Source organism: Fusobacterium ulcerans ATCC 49185, from assembly GCF_900683735.1.
GTDB classification, from domain to species: domain Bacteria; phylum Fusobacteriota; class Fusobacteriia; order Fusobacteriales; family Fusobacteriaceae; genus Fusobacterium_A; species Fusobacterium_A ulcerans_A.
Genome location: NZ_LR215979.1, coordinates 2,255,692 through 2,274,824, shown reverse-complemented (window position 1 = coordinate 2,274,824; position 19,133 = coordinate 2,255,692). Strand labels below are relative to the sequence as shown.

Sequence of the window (19,133 nt, the reverse complement as noted above, 5' to 3'; positions counted from 1 at the left end):
ATGAAATTATTAGATATAGCTCATTCAAGAACAGGAGATAAAGGAAATATTTCAAATATTTCTCTTATAGTTTATGATGAAAAAGATTATGAATTAATTCGTGAAAAAGTAACTGCTGAGAAAGTAAAAGAATATTTTAAAGATATAGTACATGGAGAAGTAGTTAGATATGAAATACCAAATTTAGGGGCTTTAAACTTTGTCATGGATGAAGCTTTAGGTGGGGGAGTAACAAGATCTCTGGCTTTGGATAAACATGGGAAAAGTTTATCTTCAGCTCTGCTAGAGATGGAAATTTAAAAAAAGCTATATAAAAACATAGGGGAAAAAGAGGCTAATTAGAAAGATAAAGTAAATTTTAGAACCTTTCTACTGGAAAAGTTCTAAAATTATACTATTCTTAAGTTAGCTTCTTTTTATTTTCTTTTTCTTTCTCTGGTAGAAGCAATTCCAAGTTCTTCTCTATATTTAGCTATTGTTCTTCTAGCTACATTACATCCATTATTTTTAAAATGCAGGGATATTTTTTCATCTGATAAAGGAGAAGCTTTATCTTCTAATTTTACAAGATTCTCAATGGTCTTTTTTATTTCAAGGCATTCTGAATTTAATAAAAATAAAGATTTTATAGCAATCATTCCTTGAGGAGTTTCTATAAATTTATCTCTTACAGTTCTAGAAATAGTAGATTCATGAAGATTCAATTCCTTTGCAATATCTTTTAAAGTTAAAGTCTGTAGAAAATCCTTGCCTTTAAAAAAGAAATCCTTCTGCTTTATTATCAGTTGATTTAAAACTCTTTCTAAAGTGATATATCTTTTCTCAATACTTTTAATCAGATTTATAGCTGTGTACATATTGTTTTTATCAGACAATGAATTTGTAGATTCATATGAACTGCTTATTTTGATTTTAGGAATAGCCTCTTCATTTAATGTAACTATAAGTTCATCATCAACTATCTCTATTTTAGCTTCTGGGACAACATAGTTTGTTTTATTCCCAACAAAATATCCTCTAGCAGGTATGGGTTCTAATGTCTTGATTATATCAAGGTAATCTTCTATCTGCTCAATAGAGATATTTAATTTTTCACTTATAAGGGAATAATTTTTATCTCCAAGTTCTTCCAGAAAATCATCTATAAGATAGAAAAGTTTTTCATCAGTAATATTTTTAGCCAGAAGCTGTATTTTTAGATTTTCTTTTAAGTTTTCAGCACCTATACCAGTTGGTTCTAATGAATATATAATATCCATAGCCTCTTTCATTTGAGCTGTAGAAGCTTTGAGAGCTTTTTTTATCTCCAGTTTAGACATAGAAAGGTATCCTCTGTCATCTAAATTATTTATTACATATTCACATATAGATTTTATTTTAGGTGAAATTTTTAAATAACCAAGTTGTTCCTCTAAAAAATCAATTAAAGTTTTTTCTTCAATGATAAAGTCAAAGGGAGAGGGAGTTTCTTCATCAGAATTATATTTTGCTGCAGGAGCAGAATATGTTACCTCCAGCATTGGATTTTTTAATGCTTCTTTTTCGATAAAATCCTTTAGGTTAGATGAAGACATTTGAAGTATACTCATAGAAATTTTCATTTCCTGTGTTAAAGAAAGTTTCATTTCCTGTTTTAGCTTTAATGTAAAGTCCAAATTAAATCACCTCGTTTTTTTAGCCTTATGTATATGATATCATATATTTGAAAAAATAAGAAATATATTTAATTCAATACAAAAAGGACAGATTTGATATTATCAATCTGCCCATTTTTTATATTTTAAATATAGTTTTATTTATCTTTTTCTTCTTCTTCCATAACTTCTATTATTTCTTCTATTTCATCATTATCATCAGCTGGATTTTCAGAACCAAAGAATCTCTTTGTAACATGAGACATGATATTTATGAGAACATAAGCATAAGTTACTATAAATAAGCTTATAGGAAGTGTAACAACTACTAAAATTATAAAAGCACCAGCAAATTTCTTTGGAATAAAAGGAAATGCTTTATCTGGAGTTTTGAATTTCATAGTACTTACCATAAGTACAGCAGCAATTACAGTGATAGCCATAAGAGCATCTATATTAAAAAGGTCAATTCCTAAATGTTTGTTTACCATATAACAGAAAAGGAAATAAGAGCAAACCATAGAAGCTGCACTTGGAATAGGCATTCCACTAAAGTCACCCTTTTCACTTGAAGCAACTGTGATAATATTAAATTTTACAAGTCTCATTACCCCACACAGAGCATATAAGAATGAAACTGGAACTATAAATGGGCTGGCTGCAATTTTTTGCGTCAATATAGAATAAACTAAAAGACTTGGAGCAAGACCGAAGGAAACTGCATCACAAAAGGAATCAAATTCCTTACCAAATTCACTAAAAGCATCTAATTTTCTTGCTGTTTTTCCATCTAATCCATCACAAACCATAGCCAATATAATAAAGACTATAGCACGTATAAATTCACCCTTAATTGATGCTGTGATACTTAAATAACCTAAAAATAAACCAGCAGCAGTGATTGCATTAGGTGCTATATACTTTCTTTTTACCATTTTAATTTTCATCTCCTTAATGTTGAAAAATATTCATTTAATTTTAGCATAAAAAAAACAAATTTTCAATCTAATGTTGAATACAAGCATCTGAAGTAGTAGAATATCCATTATTTTTATATTAAATAAAAAAACTTTTTTTAGGTATTCCTTTTCTGAAAAAAATCATATAAAATCATATATGTAGAGAAAAATAAAAAAGGAGAAAAATTTTGAACAGAAAAAAACTTCAATCAGTATTTCCTGATATAGATGAATTTTTAGTAGGAGCAATATGTGATGATATAGAACTTTGTGAAGAGATAGATTATCCTGTGTACAGCAGATATTTTTATCCACCTAATTTTTGGACTAGATTAGAGAATTTAAACCTAGGGGTAAAGTTTTCTTTTTTGGGAATCAATGACAGCTGCGAAAAGAAAATGATAGGAGTATATCCAAAAGATTTTGATTCAGCTATGTTAAGTTTTCCAGTTAAATATTTTAAAATAGCCAATGGATCTAAGTTCAAGGAGCTGGAACATAAACATTATCTTGGGAGTATTATGTCTTTGGGATTAAAAAGAGAAATATTAGGAGATTTGATTGTAAAAGATGGGATATGTTATGGTATAATAAATGAAGAATTATTTACGTTTTTAAAGGAAAACCTTAAGATGATAGGTAAAATCCCTGTAGAAGCTGAAGAGATAATTTCTGGAGATATTCCAGAAACAGAATTCAAGGAATTGGTAGAAAGTATAGCATCTTTAAGGCTGGATGTAATAACAGCGGCTTTAGGAAATTTTTCCAGAAATAATGCAATAGAAGCTTTAGAAGCTGGAGATGTAGCATTGAACTACAATACTGATAAAGATAAAAGCAGAGTAGTAAAGGAGAGGGATATTATATCCATAAGGAGAAAAGGAAAATTTTTGATTGATTCTGTTTTAGGTGAGAGTAAAAAGGGAAAAATAAGGATACTGATAAAAAAATTCAGCTAAGGAGTTGAAAAGATGAAAAAGTTAATTATGTATTTAGCAGCAGGAATTATTATAATAGTAATTGGAGTATATGCTGCCAGAAACATCATAGTGAAAAATATTTTAGAGAAAAAACTTACAGAAATAAATAAAGGTAAGGTAGATATAGGAAAAGTTGAGTTCTCTCCTTTTAATAAGAGAATAGTAGTTAGAGATATAGAAGCAACAAGTCAGAGAAACAGCATGAAAAATTTTGTAACAGTAAAAGAATTTAATGCTGATTATGATATTTATATTTCAGATAAAAAAGTTTTGATAAGTGAAGCTCATATAATAAATGTAGATTTTCTTACAGACAGAAAGACAGATGGAACTATTGGAATAAAAGAAAATGCTCCATTAGATGCTTCACAAGTCCTTATCCCAGATGATGATGAAAAAAATAAAGAGGTATTGGTAACAGAAATAGAAAATTCGTATTTAGATAGTATGAAAATAAATGACTTGAATCTTGAGAATATTTTGAAAAGTGAATATGAAAGAAATAATAAACTTTTGGAAGAAAAGAGAAATTATTGGGAAACTAGAATAAAAGAGATAGAAAAAGGGAAAGAATTTAAAAGTATAAGAGAAGATTTGAAAAAAGTAACAAGCCTTAAAAATCCATTGGATATCTTCAAAATGGATAGAGAGGTAAAAAATATAATAGAATCTGCCCAAGTATTAAACGATCAGCTGAAAGATGAGAAAGAACAGATAAGATTAGATTTGGAAGATATGAAAAATTCTCCTGAATTAAAATTCTCTGTGGAAAAAGGGGTAGAGGCTTTTGTACAAAATGGAGAAATAGCAATAAAAGATTTAGATTCTCTTGTAAATATATATCTTAATGAAGTTTATGAAAAGAAGATATATGAAATAGTTGTAAAATACAGAGATGTTTTAAAAGAAATTGAACTTAGAAAAAATGAAGACTTGCAGCAAGAAGATAAATGGGAAATATATGTTGAAAAGATTGATCTTACATCTGAATTATATGGATTTTCTTTAAATGGAGAATTAAATAATATTTCAAGTAGACTTTCAAGAAACGAAGATAATGTAACATTCTTTTTAAATGGAAATAAAAAAGACAGTTATGGGAAAATGGATGGATATTTTAATGTAAATACTTTAGAAGGGTACATAAATATAGATATTTCAAAAGTTAATCTTGAAGAATTGAAAGAACTTAATGAATATATACTTGGAGGTTCAGCAGGGCTTTCGCAAAAAACTGTTCTTTCAAAAAATGATATAGTTATAAATGGTAAACTTAATATACATAATATGGATCTTAATGGGCAGAAGATAACAGATTCTTTAAATATAAAAATACCTTTGCTTAGAGATATGATAATACCTCTTCTTAGTGATGTAAGAGATGGGGATATCAGTTACAATTATAATTCTAATACAAGAAGAGTAACTGTAAAAAGTAATCTTTCTGAAAAAATATTAAAGGTATTAAATAACAAAGATGGATACTGGAAAAAGAAAATAATTGAAGACATGAAGAAAAACAGCGAAAAAGAAATTGCTAAATATGAAGAAATTTTAAAAGCAAAAGAGGAAGATATACGAAAAAAATCAGAAGATGGACTGGAAATTCAGATGAATGAGCTTAGTAAAATTGAGGAGCAGATAAATTTTTTAAAGTCAAAAAACAAGAAAGATATATTAAATGAATTGTTTAAAAGATTTTAAGGAATAAAATTGTTGACTGAATTATAAAAACTTGATATAATTAATCGTCGTGGAAATTGTCTGAGGAATCTCATGGCGCAATATTATCGAACCGTGTCAGGTCTGGAAGGAAGCAGCACTAAGGTATTTATTGTGGGTGTGAGTTAAAACTTCTTTCAGTTTTCACGACACTTAAAAAAGCTTACATAGGAAGAAGCAGAGCTTCTTCCTTTTTTTATAGACTGCTCAATAAATGATAACCATAAATAAAAGATATTGAATATTATAGAGTGTTGATGACTTCTAATTGATAAGAGCAGGTGTTTTATGGTATAATTAACTTTTAGAAGGAGTGGATAAAATAGAATGAGCATATTAGAAAAATTAAATGACAGACAGAGAAAAGCTGCTGAGAAAATAGAAGGGGCATTGCTTATACTTGCTGGAGCAGGTTCTGGAAAAACAAGAACAATAACTTATAGAATAGCCCATATGATTCAAGAATTAGGGATATCTCCATATAAAATATTAGCTGTGACATTTACCAATAAAGCAGCTAAAGAGATGAAAGAAAGAGTTGAAGATCTTATAGGGGAAGATGGGAAAAGAACAATGGTTTCTACATTTCACTCATTTGGTGTAAGGCTTTTAAGAACATATGGGGACAGACTTGGCTATGGAGCTAATTTTACTATTTATGATGCTGATGATCAAAAAAGAGTAGTAAAAGGTATAATGAAAGAGCTGGTAGTCAAAGACAAAAATCTTACAGAAGGTATGGTAGTTTCTCTTATTTCAAAATTGAAAGAAGAAGAAGTATCTGCTGATGAATATGAGAAAGCAGAAAATAAATATAATATGAATGCTGCTATAGTGTCAGAAGTATATAGAAGATATAATATAGCTCTTAAAAACAATAATGGAATGGATTTTTCTGATATATTAATCAATACAGCAAAACTTTTAGAGATACCTGATATTTTAAATAAAGTTCAGGATAAATTTAGATATATAATGGTTGATGAATACCAGGATACAAATAATATTCAATACAAGATAATTAATAAAATAGCTGGTAAATATGGAAATCTATGTGTAGTTGGGGATGAAAACCAAAGTATATATGGATTCAGAGGAGCTAATATTCAAAATATTCTTGATTTTGAAAAAGATTATCCTGATGCAGAAGTTGTAAAATTAGAAGAAAATTATCGTTCTACTTCAGTGATACTGGATGCAGCCAATGCTGTAATCAGTAACAACTCAAGTGCAAGGGATAAAAAACTTTGGACTAAGAAAACAACTGGCGAAAAAATAACTCTTCTTCAATGTAATGATGGAAGACAGGAAGTAAATGTCATAATTGAAGAGATAATTAAAGGGAAAAATCAAGGTAAGAAATATAGAGATTTTACTATTCTTTATAGAATGAATGCTCAATCAAGACTTTTTGAGGAAGGTTTTTTGAGATTCAATATACCATATAAAATATTTGGTGGAATGCAGTTCTATCAAAGAGCAGAAATTAAAGATATAGTTGCTTATCTGGCTGTTATCAATAATCCTAAAGACAGTCTTAACCTGAGCAGAATACTTAATGTACCTAAGAGAAAGATAGGAGATAAGAGTTTAGAAAAAATAAATGAGTTTGCTTCTGCAAATGGACTTACTCTCTTTGAAGCTTTAGGAAGAGCAAAAGAGATAGATACTCTTACAGCTAATATGAAAATAGTATTAGAAGAATTCCATAAAATGATGATGGAACTTATTGATATGAGCGAAAGTGAAGCTGTTTCAGAACTTTTTGATAAAGTAATAAAAAGTATAAAATACTTTGATTATCTGGAATCAAACTATGAAGACAGTGAGAATAGAATAAACAATATAGAGGAATTAAGAAACTCTATTACAGAAATGGAAAAGATAATAGAAACTCTTACTTTAAGAGAATATTTAGAGAATATATCATTGGTAAGTGCTACAGATAATCTGGAAGAAGAGAAAGATTATGTAAAACTCATGACTATTCATAACTCAAAGGGACTTGAATTTCCTACAGTATTTTTAGTAGGAGCTGAAGATGAAGTCTTCCCAGGGAAAAAAGCTGACTTTGAACCTAGAGAGCTTGAAGAGGAAAGAAGATTGTGTTATGTGGCAATAACAAGAGCAGAGGATAAGTTATATATTTCTTATGCTGCAAGCAGATTTATGTATGGAGAGGAAAGTTTCAGAACTAAATCGAGATTTATAAATGAACTTCCTGAGAATCTTCTTGAAAGTAATATAGAATCTCAATTTAAGAGAGAAGCAATAAATCCTACAAAAACTCCAGTGAAACAACAATTCAAAAAAATGATAACTATAGAAGACTTGAACAAAACATATAAGGAATATCCTTATTCTGTTGGAGAAAAGGTTATGCATAAGAAATTTGGGTTGGGAGTGGTAAGAGGAGTAACAGATAAAAAAGTTGAAGTAGACTTTGTAGATGGAAAAAGAGAAATTGCAATGGCAGTTGCAGATAAATTTTTAACAAAAAACTAGATAAGGAGGGAAGATGAAAAGGAAAACACTGGCAAAAGAGATTATATATTCAGGTATTGGACTCCATAAAGGAGAAAATATCGATATGAAGCTGATCCCTGGGAGCAATGGAATAATTTTCAAAAGAGTTGATCTTGAAGATGGAAAAAATGAAATAAAATTAGATATAGAAAATACTTTTGACCTTACGCGAGGAACTAATTTAAAAAATGAGTTTGGAGCAAAAGTTCATACAATAGAGCATTTTTTATCAGCATTATATGCAGCGGAAATAACAGACCTTGTAATAGAGCTTGATGGAAATGAGCTTCCTATCTGTGATGGAAGTGCAGGAAGATTTATAGATCTTTTTGAAAATGCTGGAATAAAAGAACTAGATGGAGAGGTTGAGCCTATAGTTATAACTAAACCAATATATCTTACAGTAGGTGATAAAAATATAGTAGCTCTTCCATATGATGGATATAAAATAACATATGCTATCAGATTTGAACATAGTTTTTTAAAATCACAGTTGGCAGAGTTTGAAATAAATCTTGAAAATTATAAAAAAGAGATAGCTCCAGCAAGAACTTTTGGATTTGATTATGAAATAGAATACCTTAAAAAAAACAACCTCGCTTTAGGAGGAACTCTTGAAAATGCCATAGTAATAGAAAAAGATGGTGTAATGAATCCAGAAGGACTAAGATATGAAGATGAGTTTGTAAGACATAAAATGCTTGATATCATAGGGGACTTAAAAATATTGAACAGACCTATCAAAGGTCATATAATAGCAGTAAAGGCAGGGCATGCTTTAGATATAGAATTTGCAAAATTACTGAAAAATTTATAATTTATTTAAATCTTAGGAGGAAAAAAATATGTTAGATACTTTAGAAATCATGAAAAGAATCCCACACAGATATCCATTTTTACTTGTTGATAGAATTCTTGAAGTGAACAAAGAAGAGCAAAAAATAAAAGGATTGAAAAATGTTACTATCAATGAAGAATTTTTTAACGGACATTTTCCAGGACACCCAATTATGCCAGGAGTACTTATAGTAGAAGGAATGGCACAATGTTTAGGTGTACTTGTAATGGATGGAGTAGAAGGGAAAGTTCCATATTTCGTAGGTGTTGAAAGTGCTAAATTTAAAAGTCCAATAAAACCTGGGGATCAAGTTATTTATGAAGTAGAAGTAGAAAAAATAAAAAGAAACTTTGTAAAGGCTCATGGAGTGGCAAAAGTAGATGGAGTTTTAGCATGTGAAGCTACATTTACATTCTGTATAACAGACAAATAGATTAGGGGGAATTCATTTTGGTAGATATTCATAGCACTGCTATAATTGAAGAAGGAGCAATTATAGAAGATGGAGTAAAGATAGGACCTTACTGTGTAATAGGAAAAGATGTAAAAATAGGAAAAAATACAGTTATACAATCTCATGTAGTTGTAGAAGGAATTACAGAAATAGGGGAAGACAATACTATTTACTCATTTGTTTCTATTGGAAAAGCTTCTCAAGATTTAAAATATAAAAATGAACCCACAAAAACTATTATAGGAAACAAAAACTCAATAAGGGAATTTGTTACTATTCACAGAGGAACAGATGACAGATGGGAAACAAGAATAGGAAATGGGAATCTTCTTATGGCCTATGTTCATGTTGCCCATGATGTCATCATTGGTGATGGATGTATACTTGCAAATAATGTCACTCTGGCAGGACATGTTGTAGTTGATAGCTTTGCAATAATAGGAGGGCTTACTCCTATCCATCAATTCTGCAGAATAGGTTCTTATTCTATGATAGGAGGGGCAAGTGCTGTAAATCAGGATATTTGTCCTTTCGTACTTGCTGAAGGGAATAAAGCTGAAGTAAGAGGATTAAATAGTATTGGACTCAGAAGAAGAGGTTTTTCTGATGAAACATTGTCAAATCTGAAGAAAGCTTATAGAATAATATTTAGAAATGGTCTTCCTTTAAAAGAAGCTATTAAGCAGGTAGAGGAAGAGTATGGTGAAGATGACAATATAAAATATTTACTGGATTTCATAAATAACAGTAATAGGGGGATAACTAGATAATGGATAAATTAGGGATAATAGTTGGTAATGGAAAACTGCCCCTTTATTTCCTGCAGGAAGCTGAAAAGCAGAAGATCAATGTTTTTCCCATAGGTCTTTTTGAAACTATTGAACCTGAAATCAAAAGTTGCAGCAACTTTAAAGCTTTTAATATAGGTGAAGTAGGAGCTATAGTGAAACATTTTCTCTTGAATGATATAAGAGAGATCATTATGCTTGGTAAAGTTGAAAAAGAAATTATTTTTAAAGAGATGAAATTAGACAAATATGGAGAGGAGCTTCTTAAAAGGTTACCAGACAAAAAAGATGAAACTCTCCTTTTTGCAATTATTGCATTTTTTAGATTGAATGGAATAAAAGTTCTGCCACAGAACTATCTTTTGAAAAATTTTATGTTTCAAGAGAAGTGCTATACAGGGAACAAACCTTCGAAAGAGGATATGAAAACTATAAAAATCGGAATGGAAGCAGCTAAAGCTTTAAGTGAAGTGGATGCTGGACAGACTGTTGTATGCAAGGATTCTTCTGTTGTGGCATTGGAAGGAATAGAAGGAACAGATAAAACTATTAAAAGAGCTGGAGAACTGGCTGGAACAGGAACAATAATTGTAAAGATGTCAAGACCCCAGCAGGATATGAGAGTAGATATACCAGCAGTGGGAATAGAAACCATAAAGAGAGCAGTAGAGATAGGGGCAAAGGGAATTGTTGGAGAAGCTGGGAAAATGCTTTTTCTTAACAGAGATGAAGCTGTAAAGCTTGCTGAAGAGAACTCTCTTTTTATTATGGGAATAAAAGCTTAAGAGGAGATTTTTATGAAATTTTTTGTATCTACAGGAGAAGTTTCAGGAGACTTACATCTTTCATATTTAGTAAAAGCTATGCTTGAACAAAATAAAGATCTGAAATTTTATGGTGCAGCAGGAAATCACAGCAGAGCTCAAGGAGTAGAAGTGATACAGGACATAGAAGAGCTTGCTGTAATGGGATTTACCGAAGTGTTCAAAAAGTATAGTTTCTTAAAAAAGAAAGCAAATGAATATATTGATTTTATAAAGAAAGAAAAAATAAACAAAGTGATTCTTGTGGACTATGGAGGGTTTAATCTCAAATTTCTTGAACTTTTAAAAAAAGAAGTACCAGAAGTAGAAGTTTACTATTACATACCCCCAAAACTTTGGATATGGGGAGAAAATAGAATAACAAAGCTGGTGAAAGCAGATCACATAATGGTTATTTTTCCTTGGGAAGTAGATTTTTACAAGAAACATGGAGTAGACGCTGTATACTTTGGCAATCCATTTGTAGATAAGTATTCAGTAATTGAGAGAACAGGAAATAATATACTTCTTCTTCCAGGAAGCAGAAAACAGGAAATAAGAACACTTATTCCTGTAATGCTGAAAGTAGTAGAAAAGAAAAAAGAAGAAACATTTCTTTTGAAACTTTCCAGTAGTGAACATCTGAAATGGATAGATGAAGATTTGAATAAATTTGAAAATTTAAAGATAGTATCAGATAAAAGTCTGGCTGAATGTGTAAAAGAATCAAAAACAGCTGTAGCAGCTTCTGGTACAGTAACACTGGAACTTGCTTTGATGGGTATTCCTGTTATTGTTGTGTATAGGACAAGCTTTATAAATGCCTTCATAGCAAGACATATTTTGAAAGTAGGATTTGTTTCCTTACCTAATCTTACGCTTAATAGAGAAGTATACCCAGAATTATTACAGGAAAAATGCAATCCAGAAGAGATAGAAAAATATCTTGATTACTTTGAAAATTCCAAAGAAAAAATAGCTGAAGACATAGCTGAAGTGAGAAAAAAACTATCAGGAAAAGATGTTGTAAAGAGCTATGGAAATTTTCTGATTAAAGGAGAACAATGATAGAAAAATTAAGTATATTTAAAAATAAATCATTAAATACATTTTTGAAATATAGTTTTAAATATAAGTGGGTAATGGGAGCAGTAGTATTTACTTCTGCCTTTAGTTCAGCTATGGGAGCAGTTCCAGCATGGCTGAGCAAATACCTTATAGATGATGTATTAGTAAATAAAAATGCAAGAATGATGGCTATGGTAATAGGGGGAATATTTGTTTCTACTATACTTAAAGTAGTAACTGGATATTTTGCTTCTATTTCATCAAACTATGTAACAGAAACAATAAAGAGAGATATAAAAATAGACGTATATTCTCATCTTCAAAAACTCCCTATGTCATATTTTAAAAGGAATAAACTGGGTGATGTAATGGCAAGACTTTCTGGGGATTCTGCAACTTTAGGGAGAATAGGATTTATCATATTTGATATGTTTAAAGAATTTCTTACAGTGGTTGCTCTTACTTTCAGAATGTTTCAGGTGGATTATATTTTGGCACTTGTAGCTTTGATAGTAATGCCTCTTATCATAAGTACAGTGAAAAAATATACTAAGAAGATAAGAAAATCTGGTAGAATCAGACAAGACACTTCAGGAGCAGTTACAGCATTTATTCAGGAAACTCTTTCTGGTATCTTTGTAATAAAAGCTTTTAATAACAGTGATGATATGATTGAAAAATATAAAGTTATCAGTAAGGATGAATTTGAAAAATCATATAAAAGTACAAAGATAAAAGCAAAAGTTTCTCCTATCAATGAAATAATTACAACAGTAATGGTATTGTTGGTAGCTTCATATGGAGGATATCAGATAATTGTTTTAAAAACTATGACAGCAGGAGATTTGATTTCCTTTGTTACTGCTTTGGGATTGATGAGCCAGCCACTGAAAAGACTTATAAATAAAAATAATGACCTTCAAGAAGCTCTGCCATCAGCAGACAGGGTAATAGAGATATTAGATGTTCCTCTGGAACAGGATTACTATGGTGAAAAAGAAGAGGAATTAAAAACTGAAATAAAAGATATCAAATTTGAAAATTTATCATTCCATTATGATGATTCTCCAGAATTGATACTTAAAAATATAAATTTAGATGTAAAAGCTGGAGAAGTTATAGCCCTTGTAGGAAAAAGTGGAAGTGGAAAAACTACTCTTGTAAACCTTATTCCAAGATTTTATGAAACTACAGAGGGAGCTATAAAAGTAAATGGTATAGATATAAAGAATATTTCATTGAAAAAATATAGAGATTATATAGGAATAGTTCCTCAGGAAAGCTTTCTTTTCAGTGGTTCTATTTCCCAAAATATATCTTTTGGAAAAAATGGAGTAACAGAAGAGGAAATTATGAATGCAGCTAAAATGGCTAATGCTTATGATTTTATTATGGAACTTCCAAATAAATTTGAAACAGAGGTAGGAGAAAGAGGAGTACTTCTTTCTGGTGGGCAAAAACAGAGAATAGCTATTGCCAGAGCCCTTATACAAAATCCAGAAATAATGATACTGGATGAGGCTACATCTGCTTTAGATACTGAATCAGAAAGATTAGTACAGGATGCTTTAGATAAATTGATGGTCAATAGAACAACTTTTGTAATAGCTCATAGATTATCAACTATAATAAATGCAGATAAGATAGTTGTAATGGAAAATGGAGAAATAAAAGAAATAGGAACTCATCAGGAATTACTTGAGTTTAAAGGATTGTATAAACATTTCTATGAAATACAATTTGGAAAGAAAGAAAAGACAAAGGAAAAAGTATTAGCATAAAAAATTGACAGATCAAGAGGAGAAATAGAATAATGGAAGTCAAAGAAATGATAATAGAAGAAGATTTAAGAACTTTGAAATTAAGAGAAGATGGAAGAAAAGTAGACAGTCTTAGAGAGATAAAAATAACAAAAGATTTCAATCTTTATGCAGAGGGATCAGTATTAATAGAATTTGGAAATACCAAAGTAATATGTACAGCTTCTGTAAGTGAAAAAGTACCACCTTTTATGAGAGGACAAGGAAAAGGATGGCTTACAGCTGAATATTCTATGATACCGAGAGCTACTGGAGAGAGAAATCAGAGAGAATCTGCAAAAGGAAAACTTTCTGGAAGAACTATGGAGATACAAAGACTTATAGGAAGAGCTTTAAGAACAGCTGTAGATTTAGATAAATTAGGAGAGAGAACTATAACTATTGACTGTGATGTTATTCAGGCAGATGGAGGAACTAGAACTACTTCTATATCTGGAGGATTTATAGCTCTTGCTTTAGCTGTTAAAAAGCTCATGAAAGATAGAGTTCTATCTATAAATCCAATAATTTCTAATGTAGCTGCTATCAGTGTAGGTATTGTAAGAGGAACTCCAATGCTTGACTTGATGTATACTGAGGATTCTGCTGCAGAAGTAGATATGAATGTAGTAATGAATGGTAAAGGGGAATTTGTTGAAGTACAGGGAACAGGAGAAGAGGCTACTTATACTAGAAAAGAGCTTAATGAACTGATTGATTTAGCTGAAGTTGGAATAAAAGAGATAATCAGAATTCAAAATGAAGTAATAGGAGAATAGATACTATGAAAATTTTTCTAGCAACAGGAAATAAACATAAAATAGAAGAAATAACAGCTATCTTCAAAAGTGTAAAAAATATAGAGATACTTTCTATTAAAGATGGGATAGATATACCAGAAGTGATAGAAGATGGAGATACTTTTGAAGCAAATTCTGCTAAGAAAGCAATGGAAATAGCCAAATATACTGGAATGATAACAATAGCTGATGATTCAGGATTATGTGTAGATGCTCTGGATGGAGCTCCAGGAGTATATTCTGCCAGATATTCTGGAGAACATGCAACAGATGATTCCAACAATAAAAAGCTTATTAAAGAATTACAAGGTAAAGAAAACAGAAAGGCTCATTTCGTAAGTGTAGTTACTCTGGGAAAACCAGATGGAAGAAGTTATTCTTTCAGAGGAGAAGTTCCAGGAGAGATAATAGATGAACCAAGAGGAGATAAGGGATTTGGATATGACCCTCATTTTTTTGTAGCTGAATATGGAAAGACACTTGCAGAGATGCCAGATATAAAAAATATAATAAGCCATAGAGCTAATGCATTAAAAAAACTTGAAGCCGAGTTAGAAAACATATTAAAAGATTAAAAAAATAAATATGCAATATTGAAGAGGTTGATTAGAAAGCAAAATGATTTTTGCTTATAAATCAATCTCTTTTTTTGTTGAATTATTATCTTTTTGTTTGATATAAATATAAAAAATCTATAAAAAAAACATATAAATATAAAAAAGTTCATTTTTAAGTATAAAAAAATAGTTTTAGGGATTGTTAGTTTCCTTTAAATGTAATATCATTGGATTATAGTAGATAAAATAATTAGGGAGGAAAAATATATGAAGAAAAGATTTTGGGTTATTTTTAGTTTAATATTATCTGTTTTATTTATAAGCTGTAGTGATAAAAAGGAAGAAAAGAAAGCAGAAGCTAAAGGGGCAGGAAATCTTACAATTTATTGCCCACATCCATTAGAGTTCATCAATCCTCTAGTTAATGAATTTGAAACAAAAACTGGTATATCAGTAGAAGTTATAGCTGCTGGAACTGGGGAATTGATGAAAAGAGTTGAATCTGAAAAAGATAATCCTCTGGCAGATATTTTATGGGGAGGAACAATAACAGTTGTAGATCCTATAAAAGATAATTTAGAAAATTATACTACAACTAATGAAGAAGCTTTTTATGATTCTTATAAAAATGTTGAAGGAAATATGACAAGATTCTCAGCAGTTCCAAGTGTTATTATGATTAATAAAAATCTTATTGGAGATATAAAAATAAATGGATATGAAGATTTATTAAATCCAGCATTAAAAGGAAAAATAGCTTTTTCAGATCCTGCTAAATCATCATCTTCATTTGAACATTTAGTAAATATGCTTTATGCAATGGGAAAAGGAAATCCAAATGATGGTTGGGGATATGTAGAGAAGTTTATGGAAAACTTAAACTATACTCTTCTTTCTGGATCATCAGCTGTATATAAAGGTGTAGCAGATGGGGAATATACAGTTGGACTTACATTTGAAGAAGGAGCAGTAAAATATGTAAATTCTGGAGCAGCTGTTGAAGTAGTATATATGGAAGAGGGAGTTATTGTAAAACCAGATGGTGTATATATAATCAAAAATTGTAAAAATATGGAAAATGCTAAAAAATTCGTAGATTTTGCAACTGGTAAAGAAGCTCAAACTATGGTTTCATCTCAATTAAATAGAAGAAGTGTAAGAAAAGATGTTGAGCCAGGAAAAGGATTAAAAAGACTTGAGGATATTTATGTTATAGAAGATGACATTAATGTAGTAAAAGATCAAAAACCTGTATGGTTAGATAAATTCAAAGATATCTATACTAAATAATAAAAAAGCTTAAAGTAAAACTTGTTTTTTAAATTAATAAACTCCTACAATGAGGCTGTTCAAAAGTCTAAAGATTAAGCTTTTGAAGCAGCCTTATTGTTATAATCAGAAAAAATTAAAAGAGGTGTAAAATGAGTGTAGCTATAAAAGTAAGTAATGTTATAAAGAAATTTGGAGATAATATAATAATACCTGGAATGTCTGTTAATATAAAAAATGGAGAATTTTTTACATTGCTGGGACCTTCAGGATGTGGAAAGACTACTCTGCTTAGAATGATAGCGGGATTCAATAGTATAGAGGGTGGAGAAATCTGCTTTGATGACAAAGTTATAAATGATATGCCTGCTCATAAAAGAAATATAGGAATGGTATTTCAAAGTTATGCTATTTTTCCTCATATGACTGTAAGAGAAAATGTAGAATATGGATTAAAACTCAGAAAAGTAAACAAAAAAGAAATGAAGGAAAAAACAGATGACATACTTGATGTAGTAAAAATAACTGAGTATCAAGAAAGACTGCCTGAAAGACTTTCAGGAGGGCAGCAGCAGAGGGTAGCTTTAGCCAGAGCTATAGTAATTCATCCAAATGTACTCTTGATGGATGAACCTCTATCTAATCTAGATGCTAAATTAAGAGTAGAAATGCGTTCTGCAATAAGAGATATTCAAAAAAAAGTTGGAATAACTACTGTATATGTAACTCATGATCAGGAAGAGGCACTTTCTGTATCTGACAGAATAGCAGTAATAAATAAAGGAGAAATTCAACAGATAGGACAGCCTCATGATATTTATGCAAGACCTGCTAATCAGTTTGTTTCAACTTTCATAGGACATTCAAATCTTTTTAAAGGGAATATCAAAATAGATGGTGATAAGAAATATGTAGTATTTAAAAATGGTTATAAAGTAAGCATGAATAATTTATCAGATGAAGTTAAAGATGGACAGGAAATAGTTATTGCAGTTCGTCCAGAAGAATTTTCTATATCTGATGAGGGAATTGAAACTACTATAAAAACAAGTATGTTTTTGGGAAAATATACTAATTATGAGATAGATGCTAAAGCAGATGAGATAGTAAGTGGTATGCCAGCTCTTGAATTTTCTCAGGATGTAGGACATGCTCTTCATATATATCAGGTAGGAGAAAAGATAGTATTAAAACCAAATGCAAAGAAAATTAATATATTCACAGAAGATGGAAAGAAAAGCTTAATAAAAGGAGTAGATCCATATGTTGACTAAAAAAATAAAATGGGACTTCTGGACAGTTGTAACTTTAGTTATAACTCTTGTATTTGCATTGTTTTTAATTTATCCATTATTTTCTCTCTTGCTCAGCAGTTTTAAAGATCCTTTGACTGAAAACTGGAGTATGACAAACTTTCATAGATTTTTCAGCAGAAAATATTATTATCAAGGGCTTCTTCATAGTTTTCAGGTCACTACATGTGTTACTGTTATTGCTATCATAATTGGAGTTCCAATGGCATATTTTATGACATTTTATAAGGTTAAATTTAAGGCATTGGTAGAGGTTCTTATTATTATTTCAATGCTTTCTCCTCCATTTATTGGAGCATATTCATGGGTTCTTTTATGTGGAAGAAGCGGGGTAGTGACTACTTTTTTTAGAGAGGTTCTTCATATAAATCTCCCAACTATCTATGGATTTTCAGGAATATTGTTGGTATTTACTTTAAAGCTATACCCATTTATTTTCCTCTATGTATCAGGAGCTTTGAAAAAAATAGATGTGGCTTTGAGTGAAGCAGCAGAAAGCTTAGGGTGCGGTACTTTTAAGAAGGTATATACAATAATAATGCCTTTGATATTGCCAACTCTTATGTCTGGAGCCCTTCTGGTATTTATGAATGCAATGGCAGACTTTGGTACTCCTATGCTGATAGGAGAAGGGTATAATGTAATGCCTGTATTGATATATTCAGAATTTGTTGGAGAAATGGGAGGAAGTGCAAACTTTGCTGCTGCCATGGCTACAATAATGATAGTAATAACCATAGCTCTATTCTTGGGACAAAAGTATATAGTAAATAAAAAATCATTTGTTATGAGTTCAATAAGACCAGTACAGCCAGTTGAACTTAAAGGAATAAAAGGAAAACTTATGCATGCTTTTATATATGCAGTAGTATTTTTGTCAATTATCCCTCAAATAACAGTTATATATACTTCTTTCTTGAAAACAAGAGGATCTATGTTTGTTAGAGAATTTTCAATTGAAAGTTATGAGATGGTTTTTTCAAGAATGGGAAATGCTATTTTAAACACCTATATGTATGGATTAACAGCTATAGTTATAATTATATTTCTAGGAATGTTCATAGCTTACATTTCAACTAGAAAGAAAAACTTTCTTACAGGGATAATAGATACTATAACTATGTTTCCATATATAATTCCTGGATCTGTAATAGGTATAACTCTTCTTTTAGCTTTTAACAGCAGACCACTTTTATTAAGTGGGACAGCTGCTATATTGGTAATTTCTTTTGTTATAAGAAGAATGCCATATACACTTCGTTCTTCAGCTGCTATTTTGTATCAGATAAGTCCAAGTTTGGAAGAGGCCTCTATCAGCCTGGGATGTTCTCCAGTAAAAACGTTCTTTAAAGTCACAGCAGTTATGATGCTTCCGGGAGTTTTATCAGGAGCTATTCTAAGCTGGATAACAGTTATCAATGAGTTGAGTTCTTCTGTCATTCTATACACAGGGACTACAAGAACTATGTCAGTAGCTATATATACAGAGGTAATAAGAGCCAGCTATGGAACAGCAGCTGCACTGTCTACGATTTTGACTATAACAACTGTAATATCTTTATTAATATTCTTTAAGGCTACTGGTGGAAGAGATGTAAATATTTGATGTACAAAAATTAGAAA

General features: G+C 30.4%; 17 protein-coding genes and 1 other RNA gene. 16 read left to right on the top strand and 2 right to left on the bottom strand.

From position 1 onward, the window contains the following. A complete protein-coding gene (locus tag E0E45_RS10205) occupies positions 1-300 on the top strand; it encodes a hypothetical protein (RefSeq protein ID WP_005981264.1) in 300 nt (99 codons plus the stop codon). 116 nt (positions 301-416) lie between these two features. Here E0E45_RS10205 and rpoN read toward each other — a convergent pair whose 3' ends face one another. Both rpoN and pssA read right to left on the bottom strand, forming a co-directional pair. Continuing rightward, on the bottom strand, positions 417-1,655 hold the full coding sequence (gene rpoN, locus E0E45_RS10200; protein WP_130891063.1) for an RNA polymerase factor sigma-54: 1,239 nt from the start codon (positions 1,653-1,655) through the stop codon (positions 417-419). Between the two features lie 137 nt (positions 1,656-1,792). Beyond that, positions 1,793-2,569 (bottom strand): CDP-diacylglycerol--serine O-phosphatidyltransferase, encoded by a 777-nt coding sequence (gene pssA, locus E0E45_RS10195; RefSeq protein ID WP_130891062.1) that lies wholly within the window; start codon positions 2,567-2,569, stop codon positions 1,793-1,795. A gap of 212 nt (positions 2,570-2,781) precedes the next feature. On the opposite strand from pssA, the gene E0E45_RS10190 reads away from it, so the two are divergent. From E0E45_RS10190 to E0E45_RS10120, 15 genes are all read left to right on the top strand, one after another. Then, entirely contained in the window at positions 2,782-3,552 is a 771-nt protein-coding gene (locus E0E45_RS10190) for an RNA-binding protein (RefSeq protein ID WP_130891061.1), read from the top strand. A 12-nt stretch (positions 3,553-3,564) separates the two neighbouring features. Beyond that, positions 3,565-5,277, top strand: a complete 1,713-nt coding sequence (locus E0E45_RS10185; protein WP_130891060.1) for a hypothetical protein — start codon at positions 3,565-3,567, stop codon at positions 5,275-5,277. A gap of 59 nt (positions 5,278-5,336) precedes the next feature. Then, positions 5,337-5,436, top strand: an RNA gene (gene ffs / locus E0E45_RS10180) — signal recognition particle sRNA small type. 186 nt (positions 5,437-5,622) lie between these two features. After that, positions 5,623-7,800, top strand: a complete 2,178-nt coding sequence (locus E0E45_RS10175) for an ATP-dependent helicase (protein WP_130891059.1) — start codon at positions 5,623-5,625, stop codon at positions 7,798-7,800. A 13-nt stretch (positions 7,801-7,813) separates the two neighbouring features. Continuing rightward, positions 7,814-8,638: a UDP-3-O-acyl-N-acetylglucosamine deacetylase gene (gene lpxC / locus E0E45_RS10170; protein WP_130891058.1), complete on the top strand. Its 825-nt coding sequence runs from the start codon at positions 7,814-7,816 to the stop codon at positions 8,636-8,638. 28 nt (positions 8,639-8,666) lie between these two features. Next, positions 8,667-9,092, top strand: coding sequence for a 3-hydroxyacyl-ACP dehydratase FabZ (gene fabZ, locus E0E45_RS10165; RefSeq protein ID WP_005981279.1), 426 nt, complete (start codon positions 8,667-8,669; stop codon positions 9,090-9,092). 17 nt (positions 9,093-9,109) lie between these two features. Then, a complete protein-coding gene (gene lpxA / locus E0E45_RS10160; protein WP_130891057.1) occupies positions 9,110-9,883 on the top strand; it encodes an acyl-ACP--UDP-N-acetylglucosamine O-acyltransferase in 774 nt (257 codons plus the stop codon). Next, entirely contained in the window at positions 9,883-10,686 is an 804-nt protein-coding gene (locus E0E45_RS10155; RefSeq protein ID WP_130891056.1) for an LpxI family protein, read from the top strand. Before lpxA ends, E0E45_RS10155 begins: the two co-directional genes overlap by 1 nt. 12 nt (positions 10,687-10,698) lie before the next feature. Further along, the gene (lpxB, locus tag E0E45_RS10150) at positions 10,699-11,772 is read left to right on the top strand and encodes a lipid-A-disaccharide synthase (RefSeq protein ID WP_130891055.1); all 1,074 of its coding nucleotides are present in this window, start codon (positions 10,699-10,701) and stop codon (positions 11,770-11,772) included. Then, positions 11,769-13,553 (top strand): ABC transporter ATP-binding protein, encoded by a 1,785-nt coding sequence (locus tag E0E45_RS10145; RefSeq protein ID WP_130891054.1) that lies wholly within the window; start codon positions 11,769-11,771, stop codon positions 13,551-13,553. The genes lpxB and E0E45_RS10145 overlap by 4 nt, the downstream gene beginning before the upstream one ends. A 32-nt stretch (positions 13,554-13,585) precedes the next feature. Further along, positions 13,586-14,350, top strand: a complete 765-nt coding sequence (gene rph, locus E0E45_RS10140; protein WP_130891053.1) for a ribonuclease PH — start codon at positions 13,586-13,588, stop codon at positions 14,348-14,350. A gap of 5 nt (positions 14,351-14,355) precedes the next feature. After that, positions 14,356-14,946 (top strand): XTP/dITP diphosphatase, encoded by a 591-nt coding sequence (locus E0E45_RS10135; protein ID WP_130891052.1) that lies wholly within the window; start codon positions 14,356-14,358, stop codon positions 14,944-14,946. A gap of 249 nt (positions 14,947-15,195) precedes the next feature. After that, positions 15,196-16,218, top strand: coding sequence for an ABC transporter substrate-binding protein (locus E0E45_RS10130; RefSeq protein ID WP_130891051.1), 1,023 nt, complete (start codon positions 15,196-15,198; stop codon positions 16,216-16,218). Positions 16,219-16,349: 131 nt separating this feature from the next. Continuing rightward, complete coding sequence (locus tag E0E45_RS10125) at positions 16,350-17,471, top strand: ABC transporter ATP-binding protein (protein WP_130891050.1); 1,122 nt, start codon at positions 16,350-16,352, stop codon at positions 17,469-17,471. Beyond that, positions 17,461-19,116: an ABC transporter permease gene (locus tag E0E45_RS10120; protein WP_130891049.1), complete on the top strand. Its 1,656-nt coding sequence runs from the start codon at positions 17,461-17,463 to the stop codon at positions 19,114-19,116. The genes E0E45_RS10125 and E0E45_RS10120 overlap by 11 nt, the downstream gene beginning before the upstream one ends. The last annotated feature ends 17 nt before the right edge of the window (positions 19,117-19,133 follow it).

Excerpts from the sequence above, each read along its gene's own strand:
- E0E45_RS10205 (WP_005981264.1), top strand. The coding sequence starts at position 1 with ATGAAATTATTAGATATAGCTCATTCAAGAACAGGAGATAAAGGAAAT.
- pssA (WP_130891062.1), bottom strand. The coding sequence starts at position 2,569 with ATGGTAAAAAGAAAGTATATAGCACCTAATGCAATCACTGCTGCTGGT.
- E0E45_RS10185 (WP_130891060.1), top strand. The coding sequence starts at position 3,565 with ATGAAAAAGTTAATTATGTATTTAGCAGCAGGAATTATTATAATAGTA.
- E0E45_RS10175 (WP_130891059.1), top strand. The coding sequence starts at position 5,623 with ATGAGCATATTAGAAAAATTAAATGACAGACAGAGAAAAGCTGCTGAG.
- lpxC (WP_130891058.1), top strand. The coding sequence starts at position 7,814 with ATGAAAAGGAAAACACTGGCAAAAGAGATTATATATTCAGGTATTGGA.
- fabZ (WP_005981279.1), top strand. The coding sequence starts at position 8,667 with ATGTTAGATACTTTAGAAATCATGAAAAGAATCCCACACAGATATCCA.
- E0E45_RS10155 (WP_130891056.1), top strand. The coding sequence starts at position 9,883 with ATGGATAAATTAGGGATAATAGTTGGTAATGGAAAACTGCCCCTTTAT.
- lpxB (WP_130891055.1), top strand. The coding sequence starts at position 10,699 with ATGAAATTTTTTGTATCTACAGGAGAAGTTTCAGGAGACTTACATCTT.
- E0E45_RS10145 (WP_130891054.1), top strand. The coding sequence starts at position 11,769 with ATGATAGAAAAATTAAGTATATTTAAAAATAAATCATTAAATACATTT.
- rph (WP_130891053.1), top strand. The coding sequence starts at position 13,586 with ATGGAAGTCAAAGAAATGATAATAGAAGAAGATTTAAGAACTTTGAAA.
- E0E45_RS10135 (WP_130891052.1), top strand. The coding sequence starts at position 14,356 with ATGAAAATTTTTCTAGCAACAGGAAATAAACATAAAATAGAAGAAATA.
- E0E45_RS10130 (WP_130891051.1), top strand. The coding sequence starts at position 15,196 with ATGAAGAAAAGATTTTGGGTTATTTTTAGTTTAATATTATCTGTTTTA.
- E0E45_RS10125 (WP_130891050.1), top strand. The coding sequence starts at position 16,350 with ATGAGTGTAGCTATAAAAGTAAGTAATGTTATAAAGAAATTTGGAGAT.
- E0E45_RS10120 (WP_130891049.1), top strand. The coding sequence starts at position 17,461 with ATGTTGACTAAAAAAATAAAATGGGACTTCTGGACAGTTGTAACTTTA.